The following is a 26866-nucleotide window of genomic DNA, read 5'->3' on the forward strand; positions in this document are numbered from 1 at the left end:
TTGAATATGAGTTGCATGTAAAATTTAAGTATATCAGTAATCAGCTTATCTATTTTTCTGTCTAAATTTAAGCAAATAGAATCGATAAATCCTAGTCCAAATGTAGATTTATTATAAATTTAATTTTCAATGAAGATGATAAACATACAGGTCAAAATATAGGCAAGGACATCTGAAAGAGGTTAGCATGCTATAGCAGTCAAAGTTGTATTTTCCGTAAGAAAATCTTTATTCATGAGATCCATACTTCTACTCTTATCGTTTCCTTATTGCGCGTGGTTTCTATGTTAAAATTCCGTTATCGCTTCAATTTGATTTTTGAAGAACGCTATTTTCTGGTACATTTTATTGAAAAACATCTTTTTATCACGTGTACCGGCTTTATTCAGCAATTTGGAATTTTTAAGTTGATGCTGAAAAAAATCAGACACATTTTGACAAGTATGCAAGTCTTTGGTAATAAAATACCCCAACATCGTATAAGGAACGAAGAGTGACATTTGTTCTGTATCGCTGATCAATACATTATTGTTTAAGATCAGCAGCTCATGATAATATAACTTATATTGCTCATTTTTAGCCGTACATTTCTCTTCTACAGAAGAGATAAGCTCCAGTAGATTATCACATAATAATCTTGCCGTTTCAGCTGCTAATAAACCCGATTGAAAGAAATACAAAATCTGTTGTAAAGTACTGTTGATGGTGGTATCGTTCCATATTTCATGTCGGGAGATGTCCTGATAAAAATCACGCATCTTTTGCGTTTTTAAGGATAGGGGCGCCTGCACTTGAAACGATTCAAATTTAGTTTCTTCTTTTTCAAAATTCAAAAGATTGGACCAGACATACAGCTTGAATTTGGATAAAAGATTGCTTTCTATCAGGTAAAATAAAGGAATATCTTTAGCAGAGTAAAATAAGGTTGTATCTGCTGATCGCTTATAATCGGAAAAAGATTTGATGGATTGATCGAAATAATCGGCAAGATCGGTTAAGCTTTTGATCTCCTTTGTCTTTTTAACCAAAACCTGATCAGCTCCCTGAAAAGTTGTATCCATGGAAATTCCAAAATGCTGTGCTAATTTCACCGTCTCCTCGATAGAAAACTTACTTTTCATCGAAATGCGACGATGAGCCGCATCATAGCTGATCTCTAAAGCCTGTGATATGGCTTCTAAAATTGATTTTTTCTGTCCAATTCGCTTTTGGATAGCATGGATAAGCCGTTCTTGATACATGAGCTTGTTGTTTGTGATAATCACAAATTTATAAAATATTATTATTGTTTATAGCAATTTATTTTATGAAAATCACAATATGTTTGCTTTATAAATCAAGCAATACAAAACATGAGAATAATATTAGCAAGTATATGTCTTCTGCTGGGTTCGATGGAACTTTCAGCACAACAGACCAAAATCTTTAGTTTATCTCCTTTATCGAAGACAACGACCCAGGTCAATGGAATGGTTTTAGGTATTGGACATTTTCCAAAATCCGATCAGATACAACGGATTAATGGGGTAAATGTAGATGTATTACCCTTATCTTTAGTCTTTTTAGGATTTGCTGATGGTCCTCATCCAGCTACGCGAAAGGAGCCGACTCGTTTAATCACGAATGGATTAAATGTCGCCTTAGGGGGATACTATAGGGGTATGATCAATAATGGAGTCATGATCACCTTATATAATCTTGGAAAAGAAACGAATGGACTTAGCATCAATGGAACATATGTGGATGTCGAACGACTTCATGGTTTGCATATTTCGGGTATTGGTAATTTTTCGGATTATGCGGCAGGAGTTAATATCGGTTTTGCTAATAACAATGTGCAGATGAAAGGGGTGCAGATTGGAATTTTCAATACTTCTCAAAAGTTGACGGGTATTCAAATCGGATTTTTTAATTCGACCAAATCTCTTCAAGGACTGCAACTCGGCTTGTGGAATAAGAATGGAAGACGAACATTACCACTGATCAATTTTTAAGCATATGAAGCATGCATTCCTTACACCCATGTGCTATCTAGTTGTGGTTCGACACAACACAAGAAATCGATCGTCTATCCGTTTAACCGATATACGATCGATTTCTTCAAACGGTTTGCCGTAGAAAGGAGAAGGAACTGTAAAAAAATAGGGGTAATGGTCATATTTTACACTATAGATATGATCAAGCCACTGCAATTTTTATCTAGCAAAGGAATCAAGTGCCTCTTCCAAAGTCTCCTTAAAATGAATGTGTTTTCCTTTGTTGCTCTCCCGAATGAAATCTTGCAAACTGTTGCTCGTGTATGGTGAGAAGTTGCCGATCAGTACAAGTCTAACCCGATAATTGCTGAATTTTTGAAGAATTTCACCTGCCATTTTATTTTTCAGATCAAAAAAATCTGCAATTATATTCTTTTCGTAGAGGATGATGCTATCATAACCTTGATAATATAAATTACCTAGCAGATCTATCGCGTCGTCGATCGTGCTGATCAGGATATTGTCCGTAATGACTTCGGCAATTGCATTGCCCTTTATTTCATGCTTGTGAATTTCCATGGATATAAACGATGTGCTGATATATGAATTGAAAGTAAATTACCCATTTAGCATCATAAAAGCAATGTACGAGGCATGATAAAAGGAGACTATTGTTAAAAATAATCCGTTAACAGCAAGTCGATGAAAAGAATGGAATAGGAACACGGTAAAAAAAGCATGCAGCATGGACAATCCTATGCTGCATGTCTGAATGCTATCTAAAGCGAAGTGAAATTAATCCAATCGCTATGCTCATTGTAATTTAAGAGCGGTTCCGCATCGTTATTGCTGTTTAATTGTCCGACAAACATGGATACATCCATCAGCATATGTTGACGGGTTATTTCTGTCATTTTATCATTAAATCCAGCGTTATTGATCGAGAGTACATATTGAAAACAAACCACCCTAGCGATGATCCGACCTAAAGTAACCATATCGCGTTGCTTCGGTTGATCAGCTAGATTAAAGTTCAACAGTGAAGAGAAGAAAGGTGCAGCGTACTCTGTTGCCACATTTTTCTTCAAAAATGCAAGCAGGTTTGGTTCTTTACTTTTCCGCATCAGTTTCGCAATAGCCTCTGCAATTTGCGTATAGAGCATTTCATTGGATCCTTCAAAAATTTGAAAAGGTCGGCTATCCACCACACCTCGACCTGCAATATGATCTAAACGATAGCCATTGGCTCCTGATAACTGTAGGCATATTTGAGCTGCCTCTTGCATCAAATCTGTCACCAAAGCTTTGATACTATTGGCATCCACAGCATGACCGGAAAGGTCGTTGTGGATAGAACTGATTGAGCAGCTGTAGGAACACATGGCTGAACATATCGTGTAAGCTGCTTGAAGACGAGATAATTGAAATTTCACCGAGTCCATTTCGTTTAATCGCAGACCTGCAACACGTCTAGTCTCACAATGTTGTAACGATTCGTCCAACATGCGTTTGATGAATCCCATGCCCATCCCTGGAAACTGAAGTCGGCTTCGGTGTAAGGTATCCAACATCAGTTTGATGCCCGTACTTTCTGGGGTCAATCTATGATCTGTCGGTACGGTGATATCAATATTGTTGATTCCATAAGGGATCGCATATAAACCTAGACTGTTGTAATGTTGTTGCACATCAATTTTTTGTTCTTCTTGTCCATTATCTGTTAAGAAGAAATCAATATCCCTGGTCAGTTCGCCATTTTCATTTTTTTTGCGTGCCGTAACAAGCCAATAATTGGCTGCACCTGTTAAACCTTGCCAATGTTTTTGACCTTTAATCTGATAGCTGTCAGCTTGCTGTTCATAAGCCGTACGCATATTCAGGGCATCGCTACCATAGCCTGGCTCGGTGATCATCAGTCCACCCATGGCTTGCTGTTTTAAGAACTGCTTGAACACCTGTGCCTGAACAGCAGGATGACCATATTTAGCAAATGGCTCTAAAAATAAAGCAATGTTAATACCGAACGTAAGCGAAAGCGATAAAGATTCATAAGAAGCCGCTGCAAGAACACTTAAGCATTCCTTGACCTGTACACCTCGACCGCCATAGTTTTCTGGAATAGCAACCGAAAGGGGATTCATATCCATAATCTCCTTCATAAATGAAGGGGGGAGACCTCGCGTTAAACTGAGTGTATTATAGTCGTATTCGGAATTAAATAGACTAGACAATCGCTCCTTGAAAGAGGAAATGTACGTATCGAAATCTTGGATCATACTGGGTTGTTCTAAAAGGTTAAGCATCTTAACATATCGTATTAAATGATGAACAATTACAAAAGCATTGATGCAGATACGATTCTTGTACCTTGTTTCTTACCTGTTCAGCGGACAAGTAACAGCTATGAGCACATACTGTATTCGCTGCTGTTATAGAGCAGCAGATTTTTGCTATAGCATCAAGCTGTTTGAAAACGGGCTGTATATTCACAATTGCTTTTTACAAAAATAACCCCTATGCATGTATTCTTCTTGTTTGATTTCGTATAAAGACTAGGACAAATCGTGCATATGCTATTATCGCCTATTATGATTTATGTCGAAAAGATGTTGGTGACATACCGACAATTTTCTTAAAGATACGGGAAAAATAGGACGGATCGGAAAAATCCAGTTCATAACAGATGTCGGCAATACTTTTGGTGGATTCGAACAAGAGTAATTGACTGTGCATAATGGCTACTTCGAGAATGACCTCTTTGGATGATTTTTTAAAAGTAGAAGATACACAGCGGTTGAGGTAGTTGGTCGATACAGCAAGTTTATCAGCGTAAAATCCGATATTTTTCTCTTTTTTGAAATTCTTATGTACGAGTTGTTTAAACATAATCGCGATCTCTTGTCGCCGATCGAGCATCTTGTTGGATGCTGAAAGCTTGATAATTTTCGATAACAACGATTTTAAAAGACTTTCATACAGCTCTTTGTAGGGATTTGAAGTATGTAATTCTTTATATAAAAGTCGAAGCAACGGATGCAGATCCTGACTATCTTCAAGCGATAAATTGAGAAGAGGGGAAATGGTGAAAATATTTAAAATCTCCTGTTCTCGAAAGATAGAAGTCATCGCGCCGTCTTTGACCAGTACACAATGTCCTTTAGATGATTTATCGACAGATTTAATCGCGGAGATATTACCATAGTTACTCATCAAGATGGCTGGTGCTTTAACCACATAGACATCCGAACCAATTTGATGTTCAAAATAGCCTTCAGTGATATGGACCAGTAAATTGTAACCAAGAAAAATAGGAGGGATTGGAATCTTAATATAAGGGGCAATTTCACTAAGGCGAAAGATCTTGACAGGAGATTGCGTATATTTCAGATGGCTCAAACTTCCGGACATAAACCGTTCTACAAACTCGTCTGCATTTACTTGTTTTTCCATAGTTGATTTCGATTGCATTGTCCTAATAAAAGCTTGTTAAGATTCCTGTATTTTTCCCGATGTCCTATCCACCTATTCTATCCATGAATCGGTATGCTTATTTCTTTTTAAAATAAGCTTTTCGGTCGCCAAATTGTTTTCAATTCCAATAAAATAACGAACAAATCCAAATTTTTCCAAGAGTTTTCTTGATGCCTGGTTTTCAGGATGAATGATGCCAATGACAGCTTTCGTTGTGTCAATAGCTGTTGCTAAATCAAGCAAATGTGTACAAATCATCGTGCCATAGCCTTTTCTCCAATAATCTACTTGTAGCAAATAGCCAATTTCAAAAACCGCAGGGTTATGCCGATACGGAACCAGTTTGCAGTCTCCAATAATTTGTTGTGTTTCGTTATCCCAGATCTGAAAATATCCCAAGAACTCATCGGCATGATTGATATCCAAAATAGAGGCAAATTTCTTTTTAGCTTCTGCGTTCGATAGACCGTTACCCGTGATGTATTTCATCACGCGATCATCCTGAACCATTTCAAAATATTCCGGATAATCAGCCGCTTCGTATTTTTTGAATCTGAATTTTTGTCCCATGTCCATCAAATCTAGTAAAAAATATCTCCTTTAATTCATGGATTTCCATGATATCTTTTCATGCTACGCATCTTTTCCTGTTTTATAAGTGGTATTATCGTCGAGGATTGATCAGTTACAGCTTTATCGCTATCGTGCTTATCAAGATCATTGCCTGAGTTGTTGAACGATCTTTATAATGAAAATTCTTTATACATATCAAACTTGATAAAGACTAGAAATTGATTCATTACCAGAGTCCGATTTTAAAATAGAATTACTGGAGAAATTCGTTTCAAATGGTGTCTATTCCTAAATTACCCTTACACAAATCGGAGTAATTATTAATTTTATATAATATGGAAACACCGAGAAAAGGGAAACATACAGGAGCCCCTGTTACCTACGAATCATCTTTTAAGATTGCAGTTGCCAGAGAATACCTTGAGGGCAATCTGAGCCAGTCACAGCTTGGGCGTAAACATGGACTTAAGAGTGGCGAGGTGGTTCGCTATTTTGTCAACTGGTACAAAAAGAACATCGCCCAAATCCATTCAGGCCTTATTTCACCTGACAGCGAGCTGCCGCCTTTAGCATCCAGCAGTCCTGATGAGCAGCTTCAGGAGGAACTCCGGCTTGCCAGGCTGAAGATTACCGCCCTTGAGATGATGATCCATATTGCAGAGCAGGAGCTGGATATCGATATCCGAAAAAAGTCTGGTACCAAACCGCCAGTAAAATGAAGGAGATATTTATCAATATTCCCCTGAGTACCATTTGCTCGCTGTTTGGCAGAACAAGACAGTCCTGGTATGAAATGAACGCCAGAAGGGACGTTTCGGTGATTCAGGATGGAATGATACTAGAATGGGTCCGGGAAATCAGATCAGTGCTTCCGCGTACAGGATGCGTAAAGCTTCTTCATATGCTGCAGCAGAACCTCAAAGCGCATCATATTACCATCGGAAGGGATGCTTTTTCCAGGCTGATCAGGGACAATGGCATGCTGATCTATCCCAAAAGGAGATATGTGACCACCACGATGTCCTACCATCATTACAGGAAATGGCCGGATATGATCAGCCGGGCAAAGCCCCTGATGGCCGAGCAGGTCTGGGTAAGCGATATTACCTATCTGCGGACAGGCACGGGATTTATCTACCTTTTTCTGATCACAGATGCCTATTCCAGAAAGATCGTAGGCTACCATCTCAGCCAGTCACTAAAAGCTTCCGGATGCCTATCGGCACTCCAAAAGGCTATAAACGGCAGGGAATATAAGCAAAGGCCGCTGATCCACCACTCGGACAGGGGGATACAGTACTGCTGTGATGCCTATGTGGAACTATTGCAGAGAAACCATATCCAGATCAGTATGACTCAATCCGGATCACCCTATGATAATGCAATTGCCGAAAGGGTAAACGGTATACTGAAAACAGAATTTGAGCTCTATAACACCTTTGAGTCCTATTCAATGGCTATTGAACCGGTGTGCAGAGCGATAGAAAGATACAATAATGTCAGACCGCACATGAGCTGTAAAATGATGACACCGGCGCAAAGACATAGTCAGGAAATCACTAAAACAAGAAACAGTACAACCCGATTGTAAGGGTATACACGGACAAAGAAAAAACAATGTAAGGATATATCCGTATAACTTTTTATAATTGTAAGGATTTAACCGTTTAACTATCCGAATGCTGTAAGGATAATTCAGGATAAGACATGGTATTTAACTGGTAAAATAGTAGGGAGCTGGTTCGTACCTCAAACGTACCTTGTTCGTACCTCGTTCGAACAAAAGCGAATGAGGTACGGTTGAAACACGCATGAGCTACGTTTTAGACATGAGTTATTTTACTAGTTGATATTCTGTCTTGCGCGTTTCTAACTAATGAGATTGTCTTCATGCATTAAAATATGGTCTTGCAAGCAATAAGGTCAACAACAATTTAATATGGAACGCTGACAGCAGTATTCAATACTGTATTTTTCAATATGTAAAGCTATCAACGAAGGAGTGCTCTGAGCTTGAGCAAGCGGATAATTGTTTTGTTTTTAGGATCGCCTATTTGATAATAGGTTTTTTTGGAAAAAAGCGATACAAAGCAAGTATTTTGACCAACGACTATCTTAATCTACGGACGCAATTTCAAATATTCGCGCACAATGGGTAGATCGGCTTCTGCCCAGTCGTAGTCCAGTAGTGCTGTCTGATCTACCCATAACGTTTGTGCATGTTCTAATGCTTGGATATCTCCAGAGATCAATGTGCAGATAAAAGGATGGAGGCAGAGGGAAAAATCAGGATAATGATGCTCAACCATAGACAGACCTTTTTCAACCTGAATGGTCACGTTAAGTTCTTCCATGATCTCACGCGCTAAACAGGCTTTCATGGATTCGCCTTGTTCGATTTTTCCTCCCGGGAATTCCCATTTTAACGGCAATAGCATAGCTGCTGATCGTTGACAGATCAGCACTTTTCCTTGATGTTCGATAATGGCGCAGGTTACTTGTAGCATCGTGTTTTAAAGATAAAATTAAATTATGGAAAATCGTAATTGAACTAGTCTCTAGTATTTCTCCAGCTTCCTATGAGATAAGTTGAATAAAAGGAGATGATACAAATTGATGTTTCATTGATACAAAAATGATGACGATTATAAAAATGTTTATTCAAATTCGTGTATTGATTCAATTAGGATAACAGATGGTAGCTAGCAAATCGAATTTCTTTTTCTTTATTTTTTCTTTTTTCATACTTGGAATTGGTTTTCTCAACTTGGGATGCCGTGTTCTTCCTGATCAAAATCATGAGTGGTCAAAAGTGGATAGTAGCAATCAGGGTCTATTTCAAGCAGATCCTACCGTATTTTACCATGATGGCTATTATTATTTATATGGAACAAATGGTGATCAGGATACTATATTAGGATTCAAAGTTTACCGATCGCAAGATCTTGCGCATTGGGAAGGGCCAGTTGGTGTAAATAATGGTTTTGTGCTTCGTAAGGGTGATTCGTTTGGAACAACTGGCTTTTGGGCGCCGCAGGTCTGGTACGAAAAGGGTAAATTCTACATGGCCTATACCGCAAATGAAAATATCGCCATTGCTACCAGCGATTCTCCAATTGGACCTTTTAAACAAACAACATCCAAACCCCTAATTAATACAGGAAAACAGATTGATCCGTTTGTCTTTACAGACAGCAATGGGAAGAAATACCTCTATCATGTTCGATTAGATAAGGGAAATCGAATAGTTGTTGCTGAATTAAAAGCTGATTATTCAGGCATCAAAGAAGAGACATTAAAAGAATGTCTTCATGCGAGTTTGCCTTGGGAAAATACAGCACAAGCATCATGGCCAGTTGTTGAAGGGCCAACAGTACTCTTGAAAGACAACAAATATTACTTATTTTATTCTGCCAACGATTTTAGAAATCCAGATTATGCCGTGGGAGTAGCCGTTGCAGATAACGTATACGGCCCTTGGAAAAGAATAGGCACACAACCACTATTGAGTAAAGCAAACAGCAAATGGTCAGGAACTGGACATGGAGATGTATTTAAAAAAGACAATCAGTGGTATTATGTGTGTCATACTCATTATTCAGAAAATAAAGTCGCGCCACGACGATCAGCAATTGTACCTTTCCATTTTGACAAACAAAAGGATGGAGTTTCCGTACCTGTATTTGATGGTAACAAGTTTAGTTTGATAAAAACCGATACCAATAAGAATAGCGCATACGCTACGGATGTAGCTTTCGGAGATCCCTTTATCCTCTACGATCGTAAATCCGATACCTATTATTTATATGGTACCGGAGGAACAGCGAATGGATTTATGGCTTATAGTTCTAAAGATTTAAAGAACTGGAAAAAAGAAAGGAAAGTATATGATGGCAATCAGCCCAAAGCTTGGGGGATAAAAGATTTTTGGGCACCAGAAGTGTATCAGGTAAACAACAAATACTATATCTACTACAGCGCACATTGGAAGGAGAACCCTAATCAGGAACAAGAAAACTATCGGATAGGAGTAGCTGTAGCCGATCATCCTTTAGGTCCGTTTATCGATATAACGGGATCGCCTATATTCGATCCAGGGTATCCGATTATTGACGCCAATGTATTCCGAGATGAAGATCATCGAAACTATTTGTTTTTTTCGAGATGTTGTTATGAACATCCAGTGGAGTCCGAGATCGCTACATGGGCAAAAAAGAAACTAGGATATAAAGCTATTGAAGAGAGCTGGGTGTATGGCGTAGAGCTGGACAGCAGTTTAAGCAAAGTAATCGGAGCACCTAAACTGTTGATCAAGCCCCCACAATCGATGAACGATGATCAATCAGAATGGGAGAGTCGTTCTGTCACTTCAGGTGAGATCAATAGAAGATGGACGGAAGGATCATTTTTAATCAAAGAAAATGATCGCTATTACATGATGTATTCTGCTAATTATTTTGCTGGTGAGAATTATGCTGTAGGTTATGCTACGGCAAATGCACCTTTGGGAAAATATCGTAAATCTGCTAGCAACCCAATATTGGAAAAGAATACCGACAAAGGAGGAATGCTATCGGGTACTGGACACAATAGTCTTTTTAGAGATCGGAATGGGAAACTATTGTGTGTTTATCATGGTCGAACAACAAAAACGGGTGATGAGCGGATTGTTTTCATCTCTGAGGTTAGTTTTGATGCAAACAATGAATTGAAAATCGCTACGCCGATAAAATAGATGTGCTGTTTCTCTGTAATGCAAATTTAAGAAAGGATAATTCTCCACGCTTTAAATAACCCTCATCTGGTTTAAGTGTTCGCTTTTTCAGCGGTCACTTAAATCCAATATAGAAACCAAGACTCTGTCTGGAAATGAAGCAAAACTCGTCCCTATAACATTTATGTCGTGCTGTATTTCGGTCTGGAGACCTGTGGTTAAAAGGGATTTAAGTGACCCTCCGGAACAATAAACCAGAGAAAGATTAAAAGCTTATCCTCACATAACTGGTTTAAGTGTTCGCTTTTTCAGCGGCCACTTAAATCTAATATAAAAAGTAAGACTCTGTCTGGAAATAGAATAGAACTCGTCCCTATAACATTTATGTTGTGCTATATTTCGGTCTGGAGACCTAAGGTTAAAAGAGATTTAAGTGACCCTCTGGAACAATAAACCAGTGGAGGTGTTGTATCTCTTGGTGATGAAAATTTAATAAAGGAATTTTCCACTCTTTAATAATACTATATTTGCATAAACAGTTTTCAGGATCAACATGAATTTTCAAGACATCATACCAGATCAAACTATTGCTCTTTTCGTGAAAAACATTTGGGTATTTGAAGGAGGTGATGAAAATGCAAAAACAAGGTTGCCGTTTTTCGCTGACGGCTATCCTGGACTGCTGTTTCAACAGGCGGAAAATGGATTGATTATATATCCGCACAATAAAGAGATGCCCACCATTTTTCTCTATGGACAAACCATTAAACCTATTGAACTGGAGCTTTCTGGACCGTATCTGATCCTTATTTTTCAGTTGTATCCCTTTGTCTTACGGACCTTTTTTGATGTTGATCCTCAAAGTATCAATGATAACTGTTATTATTTGGATGATAGTCTAGGTTCAAATATTACGGAACTCAACAAACGACTTTTAGCTGATCAGACGATAGAACAACGAGTGAAGATCATATCTGATTTATTGCTTTTCTATTTTGAACGGAAAAAACAAAATCTTGATTTTAAAATCCGTCAGGCCATTGAGCTTATTATCGTAAGCAAAGGGCAGCAGAGCATGCAAGCGATTGCCAAAGAAACAGATCTTCATGTCCGTACATTTGAACGTAGATTTCTTACTGAGACGGGTTTAGCACCAAAACAGTTCGCCAAAATCATCCAGTTTCAGGCATCCTTAAAACAACTTACTGTAAAAGACTACAGCAGATTGACCGATATTGTTTATGAGAATGGATTTTCTGATCAATCTCATTTTATACGCGTATTCAAAGCCTTTACAGGGAAAACACCAAAAAATTTTACACAATAATCCTGCTGTCGTTTTTATTCTATTTTTTAAAGAGCAGACATTGCAATTTTGTCTTATTAAACTTTAAACAGGAGAAAATGAAAGTAATCATTTTTGGTGCAACAGGCACCGTAGGTATTGAAATCGTTAGACAAGCATTGGCGATGGGGCATGAGGTAACAGCATTTGTTCGTAATCCCGAAAAATTAGTACAAATCAAAGACAATTCTTTATCGATCTATCCAGGAGACGTTGCCCATTTACCTGATGTAGAAGAAGCTTTAAACCATCAAGATGCCGTTCTGTGTGCATTAGGCGATGGTAAAGTGGGTAAGATACGTGGTATTGGAACGCATAACATTATTCAGGCAATGGATAAAATGGGTATTAAAAGACTCATCTGTCAAACCACATTGGGTATGGGCGAAAGTTATGGAAACCTCAATTTTATTTGGAAACACATCATGTTCGGGATGTTGTTGAAAAAAGCATTTCAAGACCATCAGGCACAAGAACACTATATCTTAAATAGCCAATTGGATTATACGCTGGTAAGACCAAGTGCATTAATTGACGGAGCAGTTACCAAAGGTTATCAAGTAGGATTTGATGGGAAGTATAAGAAGTTGTCTTTAAAAATAACACGGGCTGATGTTGCTGATTTTATGTTGCGTCAACTGGAGAGTCGAGACTATAGCAAGAAAGCGGTTAGCATCTCTAATTAAAAATAAAAAAATGAAAGTTGAAGATATCACACTCATCCTATCGGCGACATTCGTCGCTTTGATGGCAGGTTTTTTCTTTTCCTATTCCATTTCAGTCATGTAGGGATTAGGAAAACTTGGAGACAAAGAGTTTCTGAGTGGTATGCAAAGCATAAATAGGGAAGTGCAAAATACACTATTTTTTATCTGTTTTTTTTGCCCCTTATTATTGCTTCCTATTACTGCCTTTTTGCATTACAATGATAATAGCAATAGATTCATCCTGCTACTTATTGCAACAGCTTGCTACCTGATTGGTGTATTTGGCGTAACTGTTTTTGGCAATGTACCACTCAACAATCAACTGGAACAATTTGATTTTTCTATCGCAACGGAAGCGACCATAAAACAAATGAGAAACATCTTTGAAAAACGTTGGAATTTTTTGAATAACATCAGGACAGTGAGTGCTTTGTTCGCCCTCATTTTTATCCTCTTTACCTGTATAATGACGAAAGGAAAATAACAGATCAAAACCGTTAAAGAGATTGTTGCTATATTTTGGTCTGGAGACCTAGGGTTAATAAGGATTTAAGTGACCCTCCGGAACACTTAAACCAGGTAAAGGATGAGCGGATTGTTTTCATCTCTGATGTTAGTTTTGATGCAAATAATGAATTGAAAATCGCTACGCCGATAAAATAGATGTGCTGTTTCTCTGTAATGCAAATTTAAGAAAGGATAATTCTCCACGCTTTAAATAACCCTCATCTGGTTTAAGTGTTCGCTTTTTCAGCGGCCACTTAAATCTAATATAAAAATCAAGACTCTGTCTGGTAATGGAGTAGAATCAATGAAATTAAAAGTAAGATAACATGTAATGCTGTATTTTGGTCTGGAGACCTAGGGTTAATAAGGATTTAAGTGACCCTCCGGAACAATAAACCAGGTAAAGTTTCCGAATCAAGGGTTACGTTATTGAACTTTTAAAACCTCCTCTGGTTTAAGTGTTCGCTCTTTTCAGCGGCCACTTAAATCTAATATAAAAATCAAGACTCTGTCTGGAAATAGAGTAGAATCAATGAAATTAAAAGTAAGATAACATATAATGCTGTATTTTGGTCTGGAGACCTAGGGTTAATAAGGATTTAAGTGACCCTCCGGAACAATAAACCAGGTAAAGTTTCCGAATCAAGGGTTACGTTATTGAACTTTTAAAACCTCCTCTGGTTTAAGTGTTCGCTATTTCAGCGGCCACTTAAATCCAATAAAAACAAAGACTCTGTCAGGAAATAGAATAGAACTTGTTCCTATAACATTTACGTAGTGCTATATTTTGGTCTGGAGACCTAGGGTTAATAAGGATTTAAGTGACCCTCCGGAACAATAAACCAGTTGAGTAGACAAATAAGTAATTTCACTTAGAAAATAGATCGCTTTATTGCATAGGGCATTGGTTATATGCATGCAGCTCACATCAAATTTTCTATAACCGATACGGGATACGCAATTGCGTACCCCGTATCGTAAAGATCTTTTTTTCGTGTTTTTAATTTAATAATGCAGGTTCATTTGTTTGTGCTAGACGTTGAGATCCATTGTTCGCAGGACAGGAGATATCATCCGTCGCATCATAAATCAGTTGCTGACCATTTTGTTTTACGATTAAGTCTTCTGGAACAAATATTTGCACTTTAGTTTTACTATAACCTTGTGGAAAATAGCGGATGTAAAATCCATCCGGATGTAAGGTCCAAATCCCACTTGGCACATCGGTTCTGGGAGAAGCCATTCCTGCTAATATCGCATATTTTTCAAATTCATTGTAAGAGTAGTTTCCTGAAGACACTAGATTTCTGATATTATTTTCCGCTTCAAAGACAGCACGTAACGAAGCTGGTAATTGCTCCTTTGCCGCATTTACGGCATCAAAAGGTAAAATACCCAAGGCACCACCTTCCAATTGTAACAACTGCTTTGGTGTTAATAAGCGAATCGCTGTTTCTTTAACTGACCCAGCATAGTCAATGAATTTAGTCCGCGCAATGATTGTCCACAACAACATTTGAATATCGGTTTGTTGTACGTCTGGATGTTTTTCTGCATTTTTAAGGATTGCGATTACAAGCTCTCTTTTTTTACCTAAAGTAGGGGTATACATATAACCATCTCCTTTTGAAGGCGCATAAGTACCTGCTTTCAAGCAGTAACTTTTATTCGTCATTTCATAATGTCCAGCCTGCAAAATAAAACCATCATTTCCATTACGCTGCAGCTCTTGTAAGGGTTTGTAAGTCGCTGTATTTTGAAAATCTGGTAGTTGTTCACCTTTCCGATCTACATCTTCAAAATTCGTCGTTATAGCTTCTGGTTGTTTTAATAGTTTATCTAATCCAAGCGTTTTGCTTGCTTTACTCGTCGCTATTTTACCCGCCTTTTCCAAAAGACCACCTAATTGTGCTGAAGCTATATGTGTCATCAGCATAAAAGAAAATCCCAATGATAGCGGTATAATTTGATTCTTAAATTTCATAACTTAGTTTAGTTTATAATGTGTTAGTGTTTCATATAACGATAGCAACTTATTTATATTGTTTTGTATACCGTATTCCTTTTGATAGGATTCTATTTTTATTATTTTTTTTAATTGTTGAATTAAATATTGTGTTCTGTAATTTATTGCGGATAACACCGCTTATTTCTCCTTTAAATATTAGCAATCCAGATATCGAGATTTTCTTCTTGGCCAATACCTATTTTTTTCTTGATTCTATATTTCTTGGATTCTACTGATCTTACGGACATATCTGAATATCTTGCTATTTCTTTGGTGTCGAAATTTATCTTCATATAACAACATATCTCAAGTTCCGTATTAATCAAATTGGGTACTCTTAATAATAATTCTTTTCTAAAATCAGGATACAGCTCATTAAATTTTATGAAAAATGCAGGATCTTTCTGTTTTGCAAGGATGATTAATTTCGTTAATCCCTCGGCATTTGCTTGATTTTTTACTTCTATTAAAGAATCTGTAAATTTCTTTTCATCTTGTTTACGTAAGTATTTCTCTAATAAATATAATTTATAACGTTCATAGGCTTGCAACGAAATAACAATTAAGCCTATAGTGATGAGACATATAATTAAAATCAGCTTATTTCTTTTTTCGTTAAATAGTTTTTCACTGTCTGCTGTCTTAGTCTTCACTGTAGCAGGTACAGCATTTTTTTCAACCAACATGATACTGTCTGACAATCTGGAGTACTGGCTGAGGTAATGAAGGGCTGCCTTCTGATCACTTTTTAATCTATAGGCATCGGACAAGCTCTTGTAAATGTCTTTGCGCTCATAAACAAGATTAGCGCTTTCAGCCAATTGCAGCGATTTTTGATAATAAACCACACAGGAATCATACTGTTTTTTTAATAAAAGAAAATCTCCTTTTCTTTTTGTTACCATTTGTATCGCAAATGGACTCTCTGCTTCATAAGCCAACTGCATAGATTTATTGAGATAGAAATTGGAAGAATCTGCATATGGAGTCGTATTCCAATAATCAGACAGGTTTCCTGAGACAATGGAATATAAAATTTTTTCCTTTGTTGACGTTACATCCTGCAATAAGAGATAAGCTTTTTTATGATAAAAATAGGCAGAATCTAACATATCTTGTTTCATGAAAGATGTGCCAATATTGTTATAGGCCATACCATAATACAAAACAGATGACTTTATGTCTAATGTCAAGATCTCTTTGGTTTTTTCAATAGCGTCATTATACAAACCTATTTTCTGGTAGTTTTCTCCTAGCAAACGTAGTATGCCTGCTTTTAACTCATTATCTTTTTTCGTGTATGGCTCATCATCAGCAATGATCGTATGATCAATACTTTTCTTAAATTCCCCGAGTCTATTTAAGGCCATACCAATCCTAAAGTTAGCGATTGCGATGCCTTTTGAATAATTGAATTTACTTGCTTCTTTTGCAAGACCATTGTTGATCTCCAGATACTCTTTCGTTTTACCCTCATTGAGTAACATTTCAGAAGTTTTAAGCCTTTGATCGATATACTTGGGATTTTCTACCTGATGTTCACAACTTATAACAAGGAAACAAAAAATTATAAGAAAAAATTTCATCATTGTGTGTTACTTTAAGAAAAATCAGTTCCTATTATTATTGGCTCAATCCAAAAATAATAAATAAAAACGATTGCTTTTGAATGTTGATAATAATTTCTTTTTTATTAAAAAATTAATTGAATTTCTGTATTTGTCTAACATAAAAATACATTATGTTCAAAAGAATTTAAAAATGGCGATTTAAATATTACAAAAATCACCAAAGGTTGATACGATAAAGATAAACTTTTTAAATTAAACTTTATTGTTAATCGATTATGAGATCAATAATTTTACTGACATTTTAATTTTTTGTGGGATATGATTCAGATGAAGCAAACAAAGAGGTAATATATTCAATTTATGCTATGATCTGTCTATTTCTAGGGAGTATCAACTCCCTTCATTTCATCAAATTCTTTATCATAAGTCATAATCAAATCTCTACGATTAGGCACTTTCAAGAGTAATGAAGTACAGCCTAAATTTTTATCATCATGTTCTTCATTGGTCGTCGTGATGATTATTTTACTATCAAATACAGCTTTATGCAATAAATAATAATTGTTTTGTTGTGGATTGTATGCGATGACTAGTAGGGCATCTCTATTTTCTCCTTTTTTTGAAGCCAGTTCATCTTGTAAAACGATTGCTGCTTCTTCTCGATCAGTACCTGTAAAATTATCCAGTTGTATAATCTCTTTGTAAGTACGTTCATCATCGGGTAGTCTAAAATTCTTTCCTTCTTCACTATGAACGAATTGAAGGACAACTTCTTTGATGTTGTAATCTAATTCCGTAATGAAAAAATGATTTCTTCCAGTATTAAAAATGTGGTACTTGTTTATAAAATCATCCGTCTTATAGAGGTATTTAGTTGTAGAAAATTTAGCAGGATAGATACGCATACCTTTTGCTTTTCCTTCATAAACCATTCTGGCATACATTCTTTTAGCCATTGTCTCGTCTGTCGTGGCTGTATAGGCGACGGTATCCACTTCATCTTTTGGAAAATCAACAAATAGATCATTAGAATCGTAATTAAACTTTTCATTGCCAACAAGATAAACTTGTTCTCCAAAACCCAAATTAAGTGTATCTGGAATCTGTTTGTAATATGCTTCAAGTTTAGGATCTAGAAGTGCACCTTTTATTAAGTAGGCGTAATGTACTGTATCGTCATGAAATTGACCGACATAATGTATATTTTGTCCTGCAAAACGCAATGTTTCTTGGAGATTAGGAGATGTAGTTAGAGGAATTTCCTGATCATCATATAGAGAAACATGTTTGTTGAACACGTAATTATAAATCTTTTTAAATGCAACCTGGTTATCATAAATGAAGTAACCAATTACGATTAGAATAAGGATACAAATGATCCAAAAAAATTTCTTCATACGGTTAATCTTTCTTATTGTACAATAACAGTTAATAATATCATTTTTTTGAGATACTGCATGACTACTGATGTAATTATTCCTTGTACTTAAAAATATGTATATTTAATTGGTAATTTTTAAGCGGATCAGTATGAAATTCTCTTACTCAATATAATGAACATTTATGAAGTATGAAATTAAAAAATGGGATAAAAAAAACATGATCATCCTGATCTTGGGCAGTTGTCTATTTTTGATTTTGGTTATTTTTATTTTTGGTAGCAAAGTGGAAACCCTCATCCACAACTTTTATGCAAAGGCGGAAGCATACAATCAACCTCTAGGCACAGAAACTCAATATGCCAAAGCAGAAGCTGTATTAACCGAAGAAAAGGAAGATTCTGAAGATAATTTTACCGAGATCATTGATCCACAAATTGCTTGGCAAAGAGATATTCCTGCTGATATTAAAAATGTGTTATTTGCATACTTGAAAAGTGAGGATGGTAGTCCATATGGTTTTGTAAACGATCGTCGTCCACCAAAAGAAATTATTCGATACGGTACCTTTTCAGGTATCAACGAACAAGATAAAACAGCAAATAACGAATTAGCGATTATTCTGCGAGAGAAAAATGCTATAGGAAATGACCGAGAGCGTGTATTGGTGATTTGTTATGATGATCGGAATTACAAATATAACATCCTTTATAATGAGTTATTTTATAATAAATTACTAATCAAAACCTATAGCACGAGCGATCAACTACCCTCCGAGGCCAGTTCATTAGCGGAATTTGTATCTCCAATCCATCAACTAATCCAGATCAAGACGAATAGTCAGGATACAGTTTACCTATATTATGACGAAGAATTTGATAGCATGGTTCGCAAGACCTTTCATCAAGAGGAAGCAGAAGAGGGATAAGGAATCTTCTTCTTAAATCAATTGGATTGAGTTATTAATATTGAAAAGGATTAAAATAAGTTTATAAAAAATGATTTCAAGAAAAGGTCGATTTTTATTTCCTACACTATTGCTGTTCACGTTTTCGTGTGAAAATATTGATTGTCCACAGTTAAGTGGAATATATAGACAACAGGAATGTATAGTTGTTGTTAAGCAAATACTTGATTCCACTTCTGCATATGATTTTGAACTCAAGGGAACTGGAGTTGCTTCTCAAAAAGATACATTGATTGACGAGGGAAATAGGTGGTATTGTACATTTCTTCCTTACTTAAGTACTGGTGATACAATTGTTAAAAAGAGAGGAGAGTTGACTTTCAATATTCATAAGAAGGATACTATATTGACTTTTTATTGGGACTGCGAAGGTAAAGTAGGAGGGAAATTAATGACAGCGATCGTTAAAGATCCCTTTGGCAATAGTATTGGACTTATTTACAATCCTTATTTTAAATTAGATAATTAAGTAAAATGGCTTCTGATCAAAAATTTGTAGACTTCGTACTGGATCAAATTGAAAACGCTGGAGAAATAATCGCCAAAAAGATGTTTGGCGAATATGGAATTTATTCCGAAAGAAAAATATTTGGACTCATTTGCGATAATAGGCTATTTCTAAAACCAACAACATCGGGACGAGAATTTATTGTTAACGTGGTGGAAGCATCGCCATACCCAGGAGCAAAACCATTTTTTTTGATTGAAGATAAAATTGAGGATCGGGAATGGTTGAGTGAATTGGTGCGCATTTCAGTAAAAGAATTGCCCATTCCAAAAACGAAGAAAAAGAAGAAATAACTTGAATTGTAAATTCATGATAAACAATACACCTTAAATCTAATTTCAACAATTGATCATAAAGATCTTTTAGCAATTAATCCTTTAATTTCTGTTAAGCTATTTAATACAGTATCCAAATCTGTCTGCGCTTCAGGTATTAATGTCGTATGATAGCTGTAGAACGACCATATTTCTAATACCTCTTCAATAGGAACCGTGTAGACTTCATATAACGCATTTAGTGAACGACATTGCAGAAGGCCTCCCTCTAAGATGCAAATAGACTTGAAAACAATATCCTGTCCATGCATAACAACAATGGCCAACGTTTCAGGTTTGATGTGACTCCAGTCTTCCATATACTTTCCCGTCACATCCATCTTTTCTGGGAAGGGTAGCATGGAATCACCTATAATGGGGAAAGTACGGTAAGTACCTTGCTGAGGAAGGTTGGGCATATGGTATTTGGGAAGTTCTGCAATATAAATGGGATCAGAATATCCACCTGAAGTATAACCAGCTCGGCCTTTTATGGGTACATACTCCACATTTTCTGTATTTGTCTTATCAATGCTGATCGCTAGAACGCGTAGATTTCCGCCTTTGATATAGATGTCATTGCCAGATTGCAATTCGCGAATCTTTAATTCACCCAGTCGACTCATATCCACTGTCAGCAAGGTATCCATACTGATCTTAAAATAATTGGCTACGGATAACATGAAATCTGGCTCCATCGCTTTGGTCTTGCCAATTTCGATAAGCGCAAGCTTTGTCCGTGTTACACAGATGCTTTCCGCAAGTAGGGTTTGACTTATTTTTTCGCGCTCCCGAAGGAATTTTAAGTTACTGGCAAAAAATATTTTTGGTACTTTATTTTCCATTTGCTATAATTAGAAACATTATATTGTTTCTATTGGAAACAATATTAATGAAAATATATGGAATATGGATAAATAAGTAGCTCATACCTGTCGATTTAAACCTGTTTTTATATCAGTAGAAAGATTGGTAAATGTCAGTCTACTGGCAAAGTCTATTGTGTTGAATGGAATTTAGATAGGGTAGAAGTATCTTACTGCCGTTATGGGATTGAGTTTTAAGTATTGCAAATCATTTAAATAAAGTGACGTGAATAAAGTAAAAAATATAGAATATGCGATCGTTGATATTGAAACTACGGGCGGAAATGCACGTGGTAGTCGTATGACAGAAATCGCTATTGCTATTCATAATGGTACGGAAGTTATTGACCGTTGGGAATCGTTGATCAATCCGGAGAGAGATATTCCATTGGCAATTTTTGCATTGACGGGTATTGATAATGATGTAGTTGCAGATGCTCCTGTATTTGGCGATATTGCGCAACAGGTATTCGATATGTTGGAAGGACGTATATTTGTTGCCCATAATGTCAATTTTGACTACTCCTTTATTCGCCATCAGTTGGAGGAAGAAGGTTATAAATGGACAGCACGAAAACTTTGTACAGTACGGCTGAGTCGAAAAATAAAGCCAGGTTTACGTTCTTACAGTTTGGGAAAACTGTGCGATAGTCTGGCTATCCCGATTTCCAATCGTCATCGTGCGGGAGGAGATACTGACGCAACAACGATTTTGTTTTCCTATCTTCTGCAATGGGATACGGAAGGGGTAATGGAAGAAATGCTCAAGAAAACCTCGACCGATCAGCGATTCCCACCAAACCTAGCTCCAGAGGATTTTGAGGCTTTACCCGATACTCCAGGAGTCTATTATTTTATGAACCAGCAAGGGAATGTTATCTATGTTGGTAAAGCCGTCAACCTCAAAAAGCGTGTTGCATCTCATTTTACCGGACACAATATCAATAAACAACGACAGCATTTTTTAAAGGAAATCTATCATATCACCTTTGAAATCTGTGCGACAGAATTGATGGCCTTACTTTTGGAATGTACGGAAATCAAACGATTATGGCCAATTCATAATCGCGCTTTAAAACGATTTGAACCTAAATTTGGACTGTTCAAATACGAAGCGATGAATGGCTATCAATACCTGGCAGTTGGTAAACTGCATAAACATAGTCACTGCATCCAAGTATTTAATCTAGAAAACGAAGGAATCCATGTTTTGCGTCAGCTAATGCTCGCATTTGAGTTGGACCATCGTATGTGCAGATTTGGCGCATCCGCTATACCATACGGAAGTATAGCAAATAAAGATCAAGTTGATCTTCCGGAGATCAACGAACATAATACAAAAGTGGATAGAGCGATCGATTATCTTTTGGAGCAACAGCCCACATTCATGATCATGGATAAAGGAAGAACTGTGGAAGAGAAAAGTTACATCTGGGTCGAGAAAGGAAATTTCTATGCGATGGGGTATCTAGACCAATATGCTCAAGTGACATCCATGGATGATATCCGTTCCAGTTTAAAACGCTATTATGGCAATCACTATATGATGCAATTGATAAAGGCGTATATTTCCAAATATCCTTATAAAGTAACCCACTTGCATGATACGCAGGACGTATTGATCTTACCTGAACCAAACCAAGAAAATGAATATTTGTTATTATTTTAAGTCATTATCCTTACTGAGGGCATTGTTATTTAAGATTGGGTAAAGTACCACAGAGTTCATCATCTTCTCATAATAATACAGGTTGTACATCCAAGAGATTATTCTGCTGGCCAAACCCCGTATAAGAATTGCTGGGTTTTATATATCGCTATCTATTTAATAAAATTGGCATACCAATTTCCTGATGACTTCACAATACGTTGTTGATTTTGAAAGTTCACGTACACCAATCCAAATCTGGGTTGATATCCTTCTGCCCATTCGAAGTTATCGAGAAATGTCCAAACGAAATAGCCCTTCACGTTTACACCCTCTTGTTTTGCTCGAAGTACTTGCTCTAATGTATCTTGTAAATATTGTATTCTTTTAGGATCGTCCACCATATTGTTTTCAACCCGATCTGGAAAAGCAGCGCCATTTTCGGTGATGGTTAAAGGTGGAATATTTTGGTAAGCACTAAATTTTTTCAACATCTGGTACATCGCCTCTGGATAAACTTCCCAGTTCATCGCTGTGGTTGTAACCTTGCGATCTTTTGCACTAACAATTTTTGCTTGTAAATAAGGAACAAAGGTTGCATGGCGGATAATTTCACGCGTATAATTTTGAATCCCGATAAAATCCATATCAAATTTCAAGTCCTTTTCATCATTTTGTTTGATGTATTTCTCGATTCTCTTCAAGATTTTTATTTCACTTGTTGGATATCCCATTCCCAACAAGGGTTCTATCAACAACCGGTTGAGCAATACATCTGCTTTTTTAGCTGCAACAATATCTTTTTCGCGAGTCGTAAATGGTTCTACGTAAGAGCATGAAAAAGTTGTACCTACTGTATTATCATTTTGTATGGATTTAATGATTCGTGCCCCGTGGGCTTGCGCAAGTGCAGCATGGTGTGTGGCTGCCAAAAAGTAATCTATTCCCTTTTTTCCAGGGGCATGTACACCAAAAAAATAGCCGGTAGCACAAAATACGGTAGGTTCATTTAAAACCATCCAATTTTTTACCCGATCACCAAAATGAGTAACACAGATCGCTACATAATGACCAAACCATTCCTTGATATCCCGATTGAGCCAACCACCTTTTTTGTCAAGCGTATGGGGGAGATCCCAATGGTACAACGTCACCCAAGGGGTGATGCCCAACTCCAGGGAAAGATCGATCAATCGGTTATAGAAATCGATTCCTGATGGATTGATTTCACCTGTACCATCTGGAAGTATGCGGCTCCATGAAATGGAAAATCTATAGTTACGGATATTTAAGCGATACATCAAGTACAGATCTTCTGTGTAGCGATTGTAAAAATCACAGGCTATATCACCGTTATGGTTTTGAAATATTTTATTTCTTTTCTGTACGAAAACATCCCAAATCGAAAGTCCTTTTCCATGTATATTATGGGCACCTTCAATTTGATAAGCTGCAGTAGAAACTCCCCAAATAAAATCTTCGCCAAAGGCTTCTTTCGTTAAAAGCATTTATCGGGTTAATTTTTGCGAAAGTGGGCTAAACATATCTCTTTTATATCGTTTTAATTTTTATGAGACCTAAGGGGAGAATAAAATGAACTAAACTGTCCAAGAAAGAGAAGAAAGACTATTCTTTGGAAGAAATGCGTGATCGTTTTCATAATTCAAATATTTAAACTACAGTTTATATGAATTTATTACTCTAAATCTACAGATTTTTTATAAACTGTAGATGAAGTATATATTAAGTTTTTGTAATCGTCCAATTGTCACGTGCATATTTTTGCATCTAGCCTCCAATCTCTGATATTCAAAAGAAGTGGTTGAATAAAATCTTGAATGGTTTTTCCAATTGATGCCTATTTGTTACCCATTTGGATTCTTTTTGAAAATTAAAATTAATATATTTAAATAAAAACTTATTATGAAAACAGATCTTTATACAAAAACGATTTTAACAGTAATAGCCGTGTGTCTATGTTTCCTGGTATTAAAATCGATTGATTTAATTCCCCAGGCGCTAGCAGGTAATAATGGCAATCAATCTAATGCCATGAATAAAAATTATGGATTAGTACCTTTAAATCCCGATGGAAGTATCAATGTGAAGTTGAAATCGGCTGATGTAATGAACGTCAAACTCGTGGAATTAGATGTACCATCTTATAGCTCTTTAAACGTCAAACTTGCTGGAATAGATCTGCCATCTTATAGCAGCTTAAATGTTAAAGTAGTCGAGTAAATTCCAGCGATTGAGTAGCTAAGAAATAATATTTTAAGCAACTTTGAAAATTGCAAAAACAACAATGGTGGCCAATTCCACGCATGTTACTTGCTTGAAAGACATCATTCGGGAATTTTATGAACGATGTGATCCTTGAAACAACATAGGAGCAAAGCCACCATTGTTTTATAATCCGACAAAACCTATAGGTTCTGATCGGTTTTATTTGCTTCTCACAATAGGAGGAGCTGTCAAATTTTCTCTTTACTGCTTTTCAAGAACCCACCTCTGGTTGTTGGTTCCCGTATTGTTATTGATACTATATAACACAACTTGTGTATTATCAGCTGTACTGCTTCCAGGATTGTCGATAATGAATCCTTTGCTGAGTGTGGTTCGTATGAAAACATTATTGCTTGTTTCCAAGAAATTGAAGGTCCATTGTTGATTTTGATTTGTAGAATTCGTGTATTGAATTAAACCTGTATTGATATCATCAATGCTACCAGGTATATCAATGGATTTTGAGCTTCCCACATTAACAAGTGCATATCCGTAAGTACCAGCTACGATTTTCCATTTTTGAAAATTGCTTGTGCTACTCGTAGATTGTACGACCTGAGCAGAATTAGCGGTACTATTGCTGAGTATACTTAAATATTTCCCGCTACTTAGATTCTTAATTTTATAAGTGTCATTGGCATTGAAAACAGTTACTGGAACCAATTTAGCTGGTGTTTGTTGATTAAAAATATCGGTCAAAGTTATGCGAACGGTATAATTTCCAGTTGCCAAGGTACTGGAAAGGGTATCAATTCTTTTTTCTGGTTTTATCTTTTCTTGTGTTTGCAAAACTGTACCTGTAGCATTCAATAGTTCAAGCTTATAACTCAGTTGTGGAGATTTAGTCTCGTTGATACCCCAAGAAATAATTAACTTATTGTTGTGGTAACGAGCGGTGCTGTAGCTATTTTCAATCGTCGTCAATACGGGTGCGCTACCTTGATTTGTCTGTGCAGGTAAATCTAATACACGACCAGTACCAAAAGCAGGGTCTGGTGTAGTGGAACCACCATGTTCCATGAAATATGCATCTTCAGTACTACTGTATCCCACATTAAAAGCTCTATCAAATTGACCATTTCGGCCTGCATCGTTGTCATTCGCAGAAAAATAACGACTAGTCGATTTTTCCCAAACATTATTAACACTTAAATTCCAAGTATCTTTGAGAAAAGCTTTACGATGAAATCTACCATCATAGCTTGGATTATCTCCGATCCAATTTTCTAAGAATGTACCGCTGCCAGAACCTAAATATCCTGCACTCGCTTCACGACCAACAGTAGAGGTGTGTAACCATTTTCCTGTAGATAGATCTTGAACGAAATTGGCAATATATATCTTTCCGTTTTCTTTCCAAGAACGTATGACCATATTGTACCAGGTATTAACGCTCCAATTATAAGGATTTACCGTTTTTTGTCCATCACCTTCTCCTCCAAAGCGACTGGGAATAGTCTTGCTATCTAGATAAGAATAGAATGCTAAATTATTTGCTGCAGTATTCTTGTCCCAAAGCGATGCAAGCATGATATTGGAAGTACCAAAGTTAGGATCTGGTGTATCTTGTAGTCCCATATAACCCCCGTCATAGTTGAGAACAGAGAAATACTCCGTTTTGGCTGTATTCGTAATCTTTATTTTACTCATTTTCAATACAGCATCGTTTGCAAAACTATATACGAGATGCTGAGACGGCGCCGCATTACTTCCTGTTAATATCAGGTTGGGTAGATCTTTGTCACTTTGTGACGTTAATCCTGATGGATTTTCTAATGGAGATTTAACAATTTCTTTAGAGCAAGAAATTGTGGTAAGTGCAGCGATAAAGGCGCTGGTAAAACATAATTTTCTCATAATTATTATTTATTTATAATGGTCTGTCGTCAACTCCTGTTAACGCAATGTTATCAAGTTAGCAGTTTTATCTGTACAATTTGTCGATGCTTGAAACGAAATCGATTGCGTAATTTTTAGTGCACATAGTAGATTTGTTTTACCATAAATTCATCAGATACATAACTGT

At 36.5% G+C, this 26866-nt stretch carries 24 protein-coding genes; 12 read left to right on the plus strand and 12 right to left on the minus strand.

The window, feature by feature from the left end:
• Positions 1-287 precede the first annotated feature (287 nt).
• On the minus strand, positions 288-1241 hold the full coding sequence (locus LZQ00_RS06205; RefSeq protein WP_234513287.1) for a hypothetical protein: 954 nt from the start codon (positions 1239-1241) through the stop codon (positions 288-290).
• A gap of 111 nt (positions 1242-1352) precedes the next feature.
• On the opposite strand from LZQ00_RS06205, the gene LZQ00_RS06210 reads away from it, so the two are divergent.
• Positions 1353-1994 (plus strand): LA_2272 family surface repeat-containing protein, encoded by a 642-nt coding sequence (locus LZQ00_RS06210; protein ID WP_234513289.1) that lies wholly within the window; start codon positions 1353-1355, stop codon positions 1992-1994.
• Between the two features lie 201 nt (positions 1995-2195).
• Here LZQ00_RS06210 and LZQ00_RS06215 read toward each other — a convergent pair whose 3' ends face one another.
• From LZQ00_RS06215 to LZQ00_RS06230, 4 genes are all read right to left on the minus strand, one after another.
• Positions 2196-2555, minus strand: coding sequence for a DUF4180 domain-containing protein (locus LZQ00_RS06215; RefSeq protein WP_234513300.1), 360 nt, complete (start codon positions 2553-2555; stop codon positions 2196-2198).
• A 200-nt stretch (positions 2556-2755) separates the two neighbouring features.
• Complete coding sequence (locus LZQ00_RS06220; protein WP_234513302.1) at positions 2756-4252, minus strand: acyl-CoA dehydrogenase family protein; 1497 nt, start codon at positions 4250-4252, stop codon at positions 2756-2758.
• A gap of 310 nt (positions 4253-4562) precedes the next feature.
• Positions 4563-5426, minus strand: coding sequence for a helix-turn-helix domain-containing protein (locus tag LZQ00_RS06225; RefSeq protein WP_234513304.1), 864 nt, complete (start codon positions 5424-5426; stop codon positions 4563-4565).
• A 72-nt stretch (positions 5427-5498) separates the two neighbouring features.
• Positions 5499-6017, minus strand: a complete 519-nt coding sequence (locus LZQ00_RS06230) for a GNAT family N-acetyltransferase (RefSeq protein WP_234513306.1) — start codon at positions 6015-6017, stop codon at positions 5499-5501.
• 338 nt (positions 6018-6355) lie between these two features.
• On the opposite strand from LZQ00_RS06230, the gene LZQ00_RS06235 reads away from it, so the two are divergent.
• On the plus strand, positions 6356-6739 hold the full coding sequence (locus LZQ00_RS06235; protein ID WP_234509243.1) for a transposase: 384 nt from the start codon (positions 6356-6358) through the stop codon (positions 6737-6739).
• Positions 6736-7611, plus strand: a complete 876-nt coding sequence (locus tag LZQ00_RS06240; RefSeq protein WP_234509244.1) for an IS3 family transposase — start codon at positions 6736-6738, stop codon at positions 7609-7611. The genes LZQ00_RS06235 and LZQ00_RS06240 overlap by 4 nt, the downstream gene beginning before the upstream one ends.
• A gap of 529 nt (positions 7612-8140) precedes the next feature.
• Here LZQ00_RS06240 and LZQ00_RS06245 read toward each other — a convergent pair.
• Positions 8141-8527, minus strand: coding sequence for a (deoxy)nucleoside triphosphate pyrophosphohydrolase (locus tag LZQ00_RS06245; protein WP_234513308.1), 387 nt, complete (start codon positions 8525-8527; stop codon positions 8141-8143).
• A gap of 188 nt (positions 8528-8715) precedes the next feature.
• Between LZQ00_RS06245 and LZQ00_RS06250 the strand changes: the two genes are divergently transcribed.
• From LZQ00_RS06250 to LZQ00_RS06265, 4 genes are all read left to right on the plus strand, one after another.
• Positions 8716-10755, plus strand: a complete 2040-nt coding sequence (locus LZQ00_RS06250) for a glycoside hydrolase family 43 protein (RefSeq protein ID WP_234513310.1) — start codon at positions 8716-8718, stop codon at positions 10753-10755.
• A 532-nt stretch (positions 10756-11287) separates the two neighbouring features.
• Positions 11288-12061 carry a helix-turn-helix domain-containing protein gene (locus LZQ00_RS06255; protein ID WP_234513312.1) on the plus strand — a complete coding sequence of 258 codons (774 nt, stop codon included), beginning with the start codon at positions 11288-11290 and terminating at the stop codon, positions 12059-12061.
• 77 nt (positions 12062-12138) lie between these two features.
• Positions 12139-12765 (plus strand): NAD(P)-dependent oxidoreductase, encoded by a 627-nt coding sequence (locus LZQ00_RS06260; protein ID WP_234513314.1) that lies wholly within the window; start codon positions 12139-12141, stop codon positions 12763-12765.
• Between the two features lie 142 nt (positions 12766-12907).
• Entirely contained in the window at positions 12908-13270 is a 363-nt protein-coding gene (locus LZQ00_RS06265) for a DUF1772 domain-containing protein (RefSeq protein WP_234513315.1), read from the plus strand.
• Between the two features lie 1023 nt (positions 13271-14293).
• Here the strand turns inward: LZQ00_RS06265 and LZQ00_RS06270 are convergent.
• The 3 genes from LZQ00_RS06270 to LZQ00_RS06280 all read right to left on the minus strand — a co-directional run bounded on the left by LZQ00_RS06270 (position 14294) and on the right by LZQ00_RS06280 (position 18269).
• A complete protein-coding gene (locus LZQ00_RS06270) occupies positions 14294-15277 on the minus strand; it encodes a hypothetical protein (RefSeq protein ID WP_234513316.1) in 984 nt (327 codons plus the stop codon).
• Positions 15278-15450: 173 nt separating this feature from the next.
• Positions 15451-16788: a hypothetical protein gene (locus tag LZQ00_RS06275; RefSeq protein WP_234513318.1), complete on the minus strand. Its 1338-nt coding sequence runs from the start codon at positions 16786-16788 to the stop codon at positions 15451-15453.
• 464 nt (positions 16789-17252) lie between these two features.
• Positions 17253-18269 (minus strand): hypothetical protein, encoded by a 1017-nt coding sequence (locus LZQ00_RS06280; RefSeq protein WP_234513319.1) that lies wholly within the window; start codon positions 18267-18269, stop codon positions 17253-17255.
• Between the two features lie 166 nt (positions 18270-18435).
• On the opposite strand from LZQ00_RS06280, the gene LZQ00_RS06285 reads away from it, so the two are divergent.
• From LZQ00_RS06285 to LZQ00_RS06295, 3 genes are all read left to right on the plus strand, one after another.
• Entirely contained in the window at positions 18436-19179 is a 744-nt protein-coding gene (locus LZQ00_RS06285) for a carboxylesterase family protein (protein WP_234513329.1), read from the plus strand.
• A gap of 70 nt (positions 19180-19249) precedes the next feature.
• Complete coding sequence (locus LZQ00_RS06290) at positions 19250-19687, plus strand: hypothetical protein (protein ID WP_234513331.1); 438 nt, start codon at positions 19250-19252, stop codon at positions 19685-19687.
• Positions 19688-19692: 5 nt separating this feature from the next.
• Positions 19693-20019, plus strand: a complete 327-nt coding sequence (locus LZQ00_RS06295) for a TfoX/Sxy family protein (RefSeq protein ID WP_234513333.1) — start codon at positions 19693-19695, stop codon at positions 20017-20019.
• Between the two features lie 56 nt (positions 20020-20075).
• Here the strand turns inward: LZQ00_RS06295 and LZQ00_RS06300 are convergent, their stop codons facing one another.
• Entirely contained in the window at positions 20076-20885 is an 810-nt protein-coding gene (locus LZQ00_RS06300; protein ID WP_234513343.1) for an XRE family transcriptional regulator, read from the minus strand.
• 247 nt (positions 20886-21132) lie between these two features.
• On the opposite strand from LZQ00_RS06300, the gene LZQ00_RS06305 reads away from it, so the two are divergent.
• The gene (locus tag LZQ00_RS06305; RefSeq protein ID WP_234513345.1) at positions 21133-22575 is read left to right on the plus strand and encodes an exonuclease domain-containing protein; all 1443 of its coding nucleotides are present in this window, start codon (positions 21133-21135) and stop codon (positions 22573-22575) included.
• 152 nt (positions 22576-22727) lie between these two features.
• On the opposite strand, the gene LZQ00_RS06310 is transcribed toward LZQ00_RS06305, so the two are convergent.
• Positions 22728-24062 carry a GH1 family beta-glucosidase gene (locus LZQ00_RS06310; protein ID WP_234513347.1) on the minus strand — a complete coding sequence of 445 codons (1335 nt, stop codon included), beginning with the start codon at positions 24060-24062 and terminating at the stop codon, positions 22728-22730.
• 415 nt (positions 24063-24477) lie between these two features.
• On the opposite strand from LZQ00_RS06310, the gene LZQ00_RS06315 reads away from it, so the two are divergent.
• A complete protein-coding gene (locus LZQ00_RS06315) occupies positions 24478-24795 on the plus strand; it encodes a hypothetical protein (RefSeq protein ID WP_234513349.1) in 318 nt (105 codons plus the stop codon).
• A 246-nt stretch (positions 24796-25041) separates the two neighbouring features.
• On the opposite strand, the gene LZQ00_RS06320 is transcribed toward LZQ00_RS06315, so the two are convergent.
• A complete protein-coding gene (locus LZQ00_RS06320) occupies positions 25042-26697 on the minus strand; it encodes a DUF3472 domain-containing protein (RefSeq protein ID WP_234513357.1) in 1656 nt (551 codons plus the stop codon).
• Positions 26698-26866: the final 169 nt, after the last annotated feature.

It is taken from the genome of Sphingobacterium sp. SRCM116780, from assembly GCF_021442025.1.
GTDB lineage: Bacteria > Bacteroidota > Bacteroidia > Sphingobacteriales > Sphingobacteriaceae > Sphingobacterium.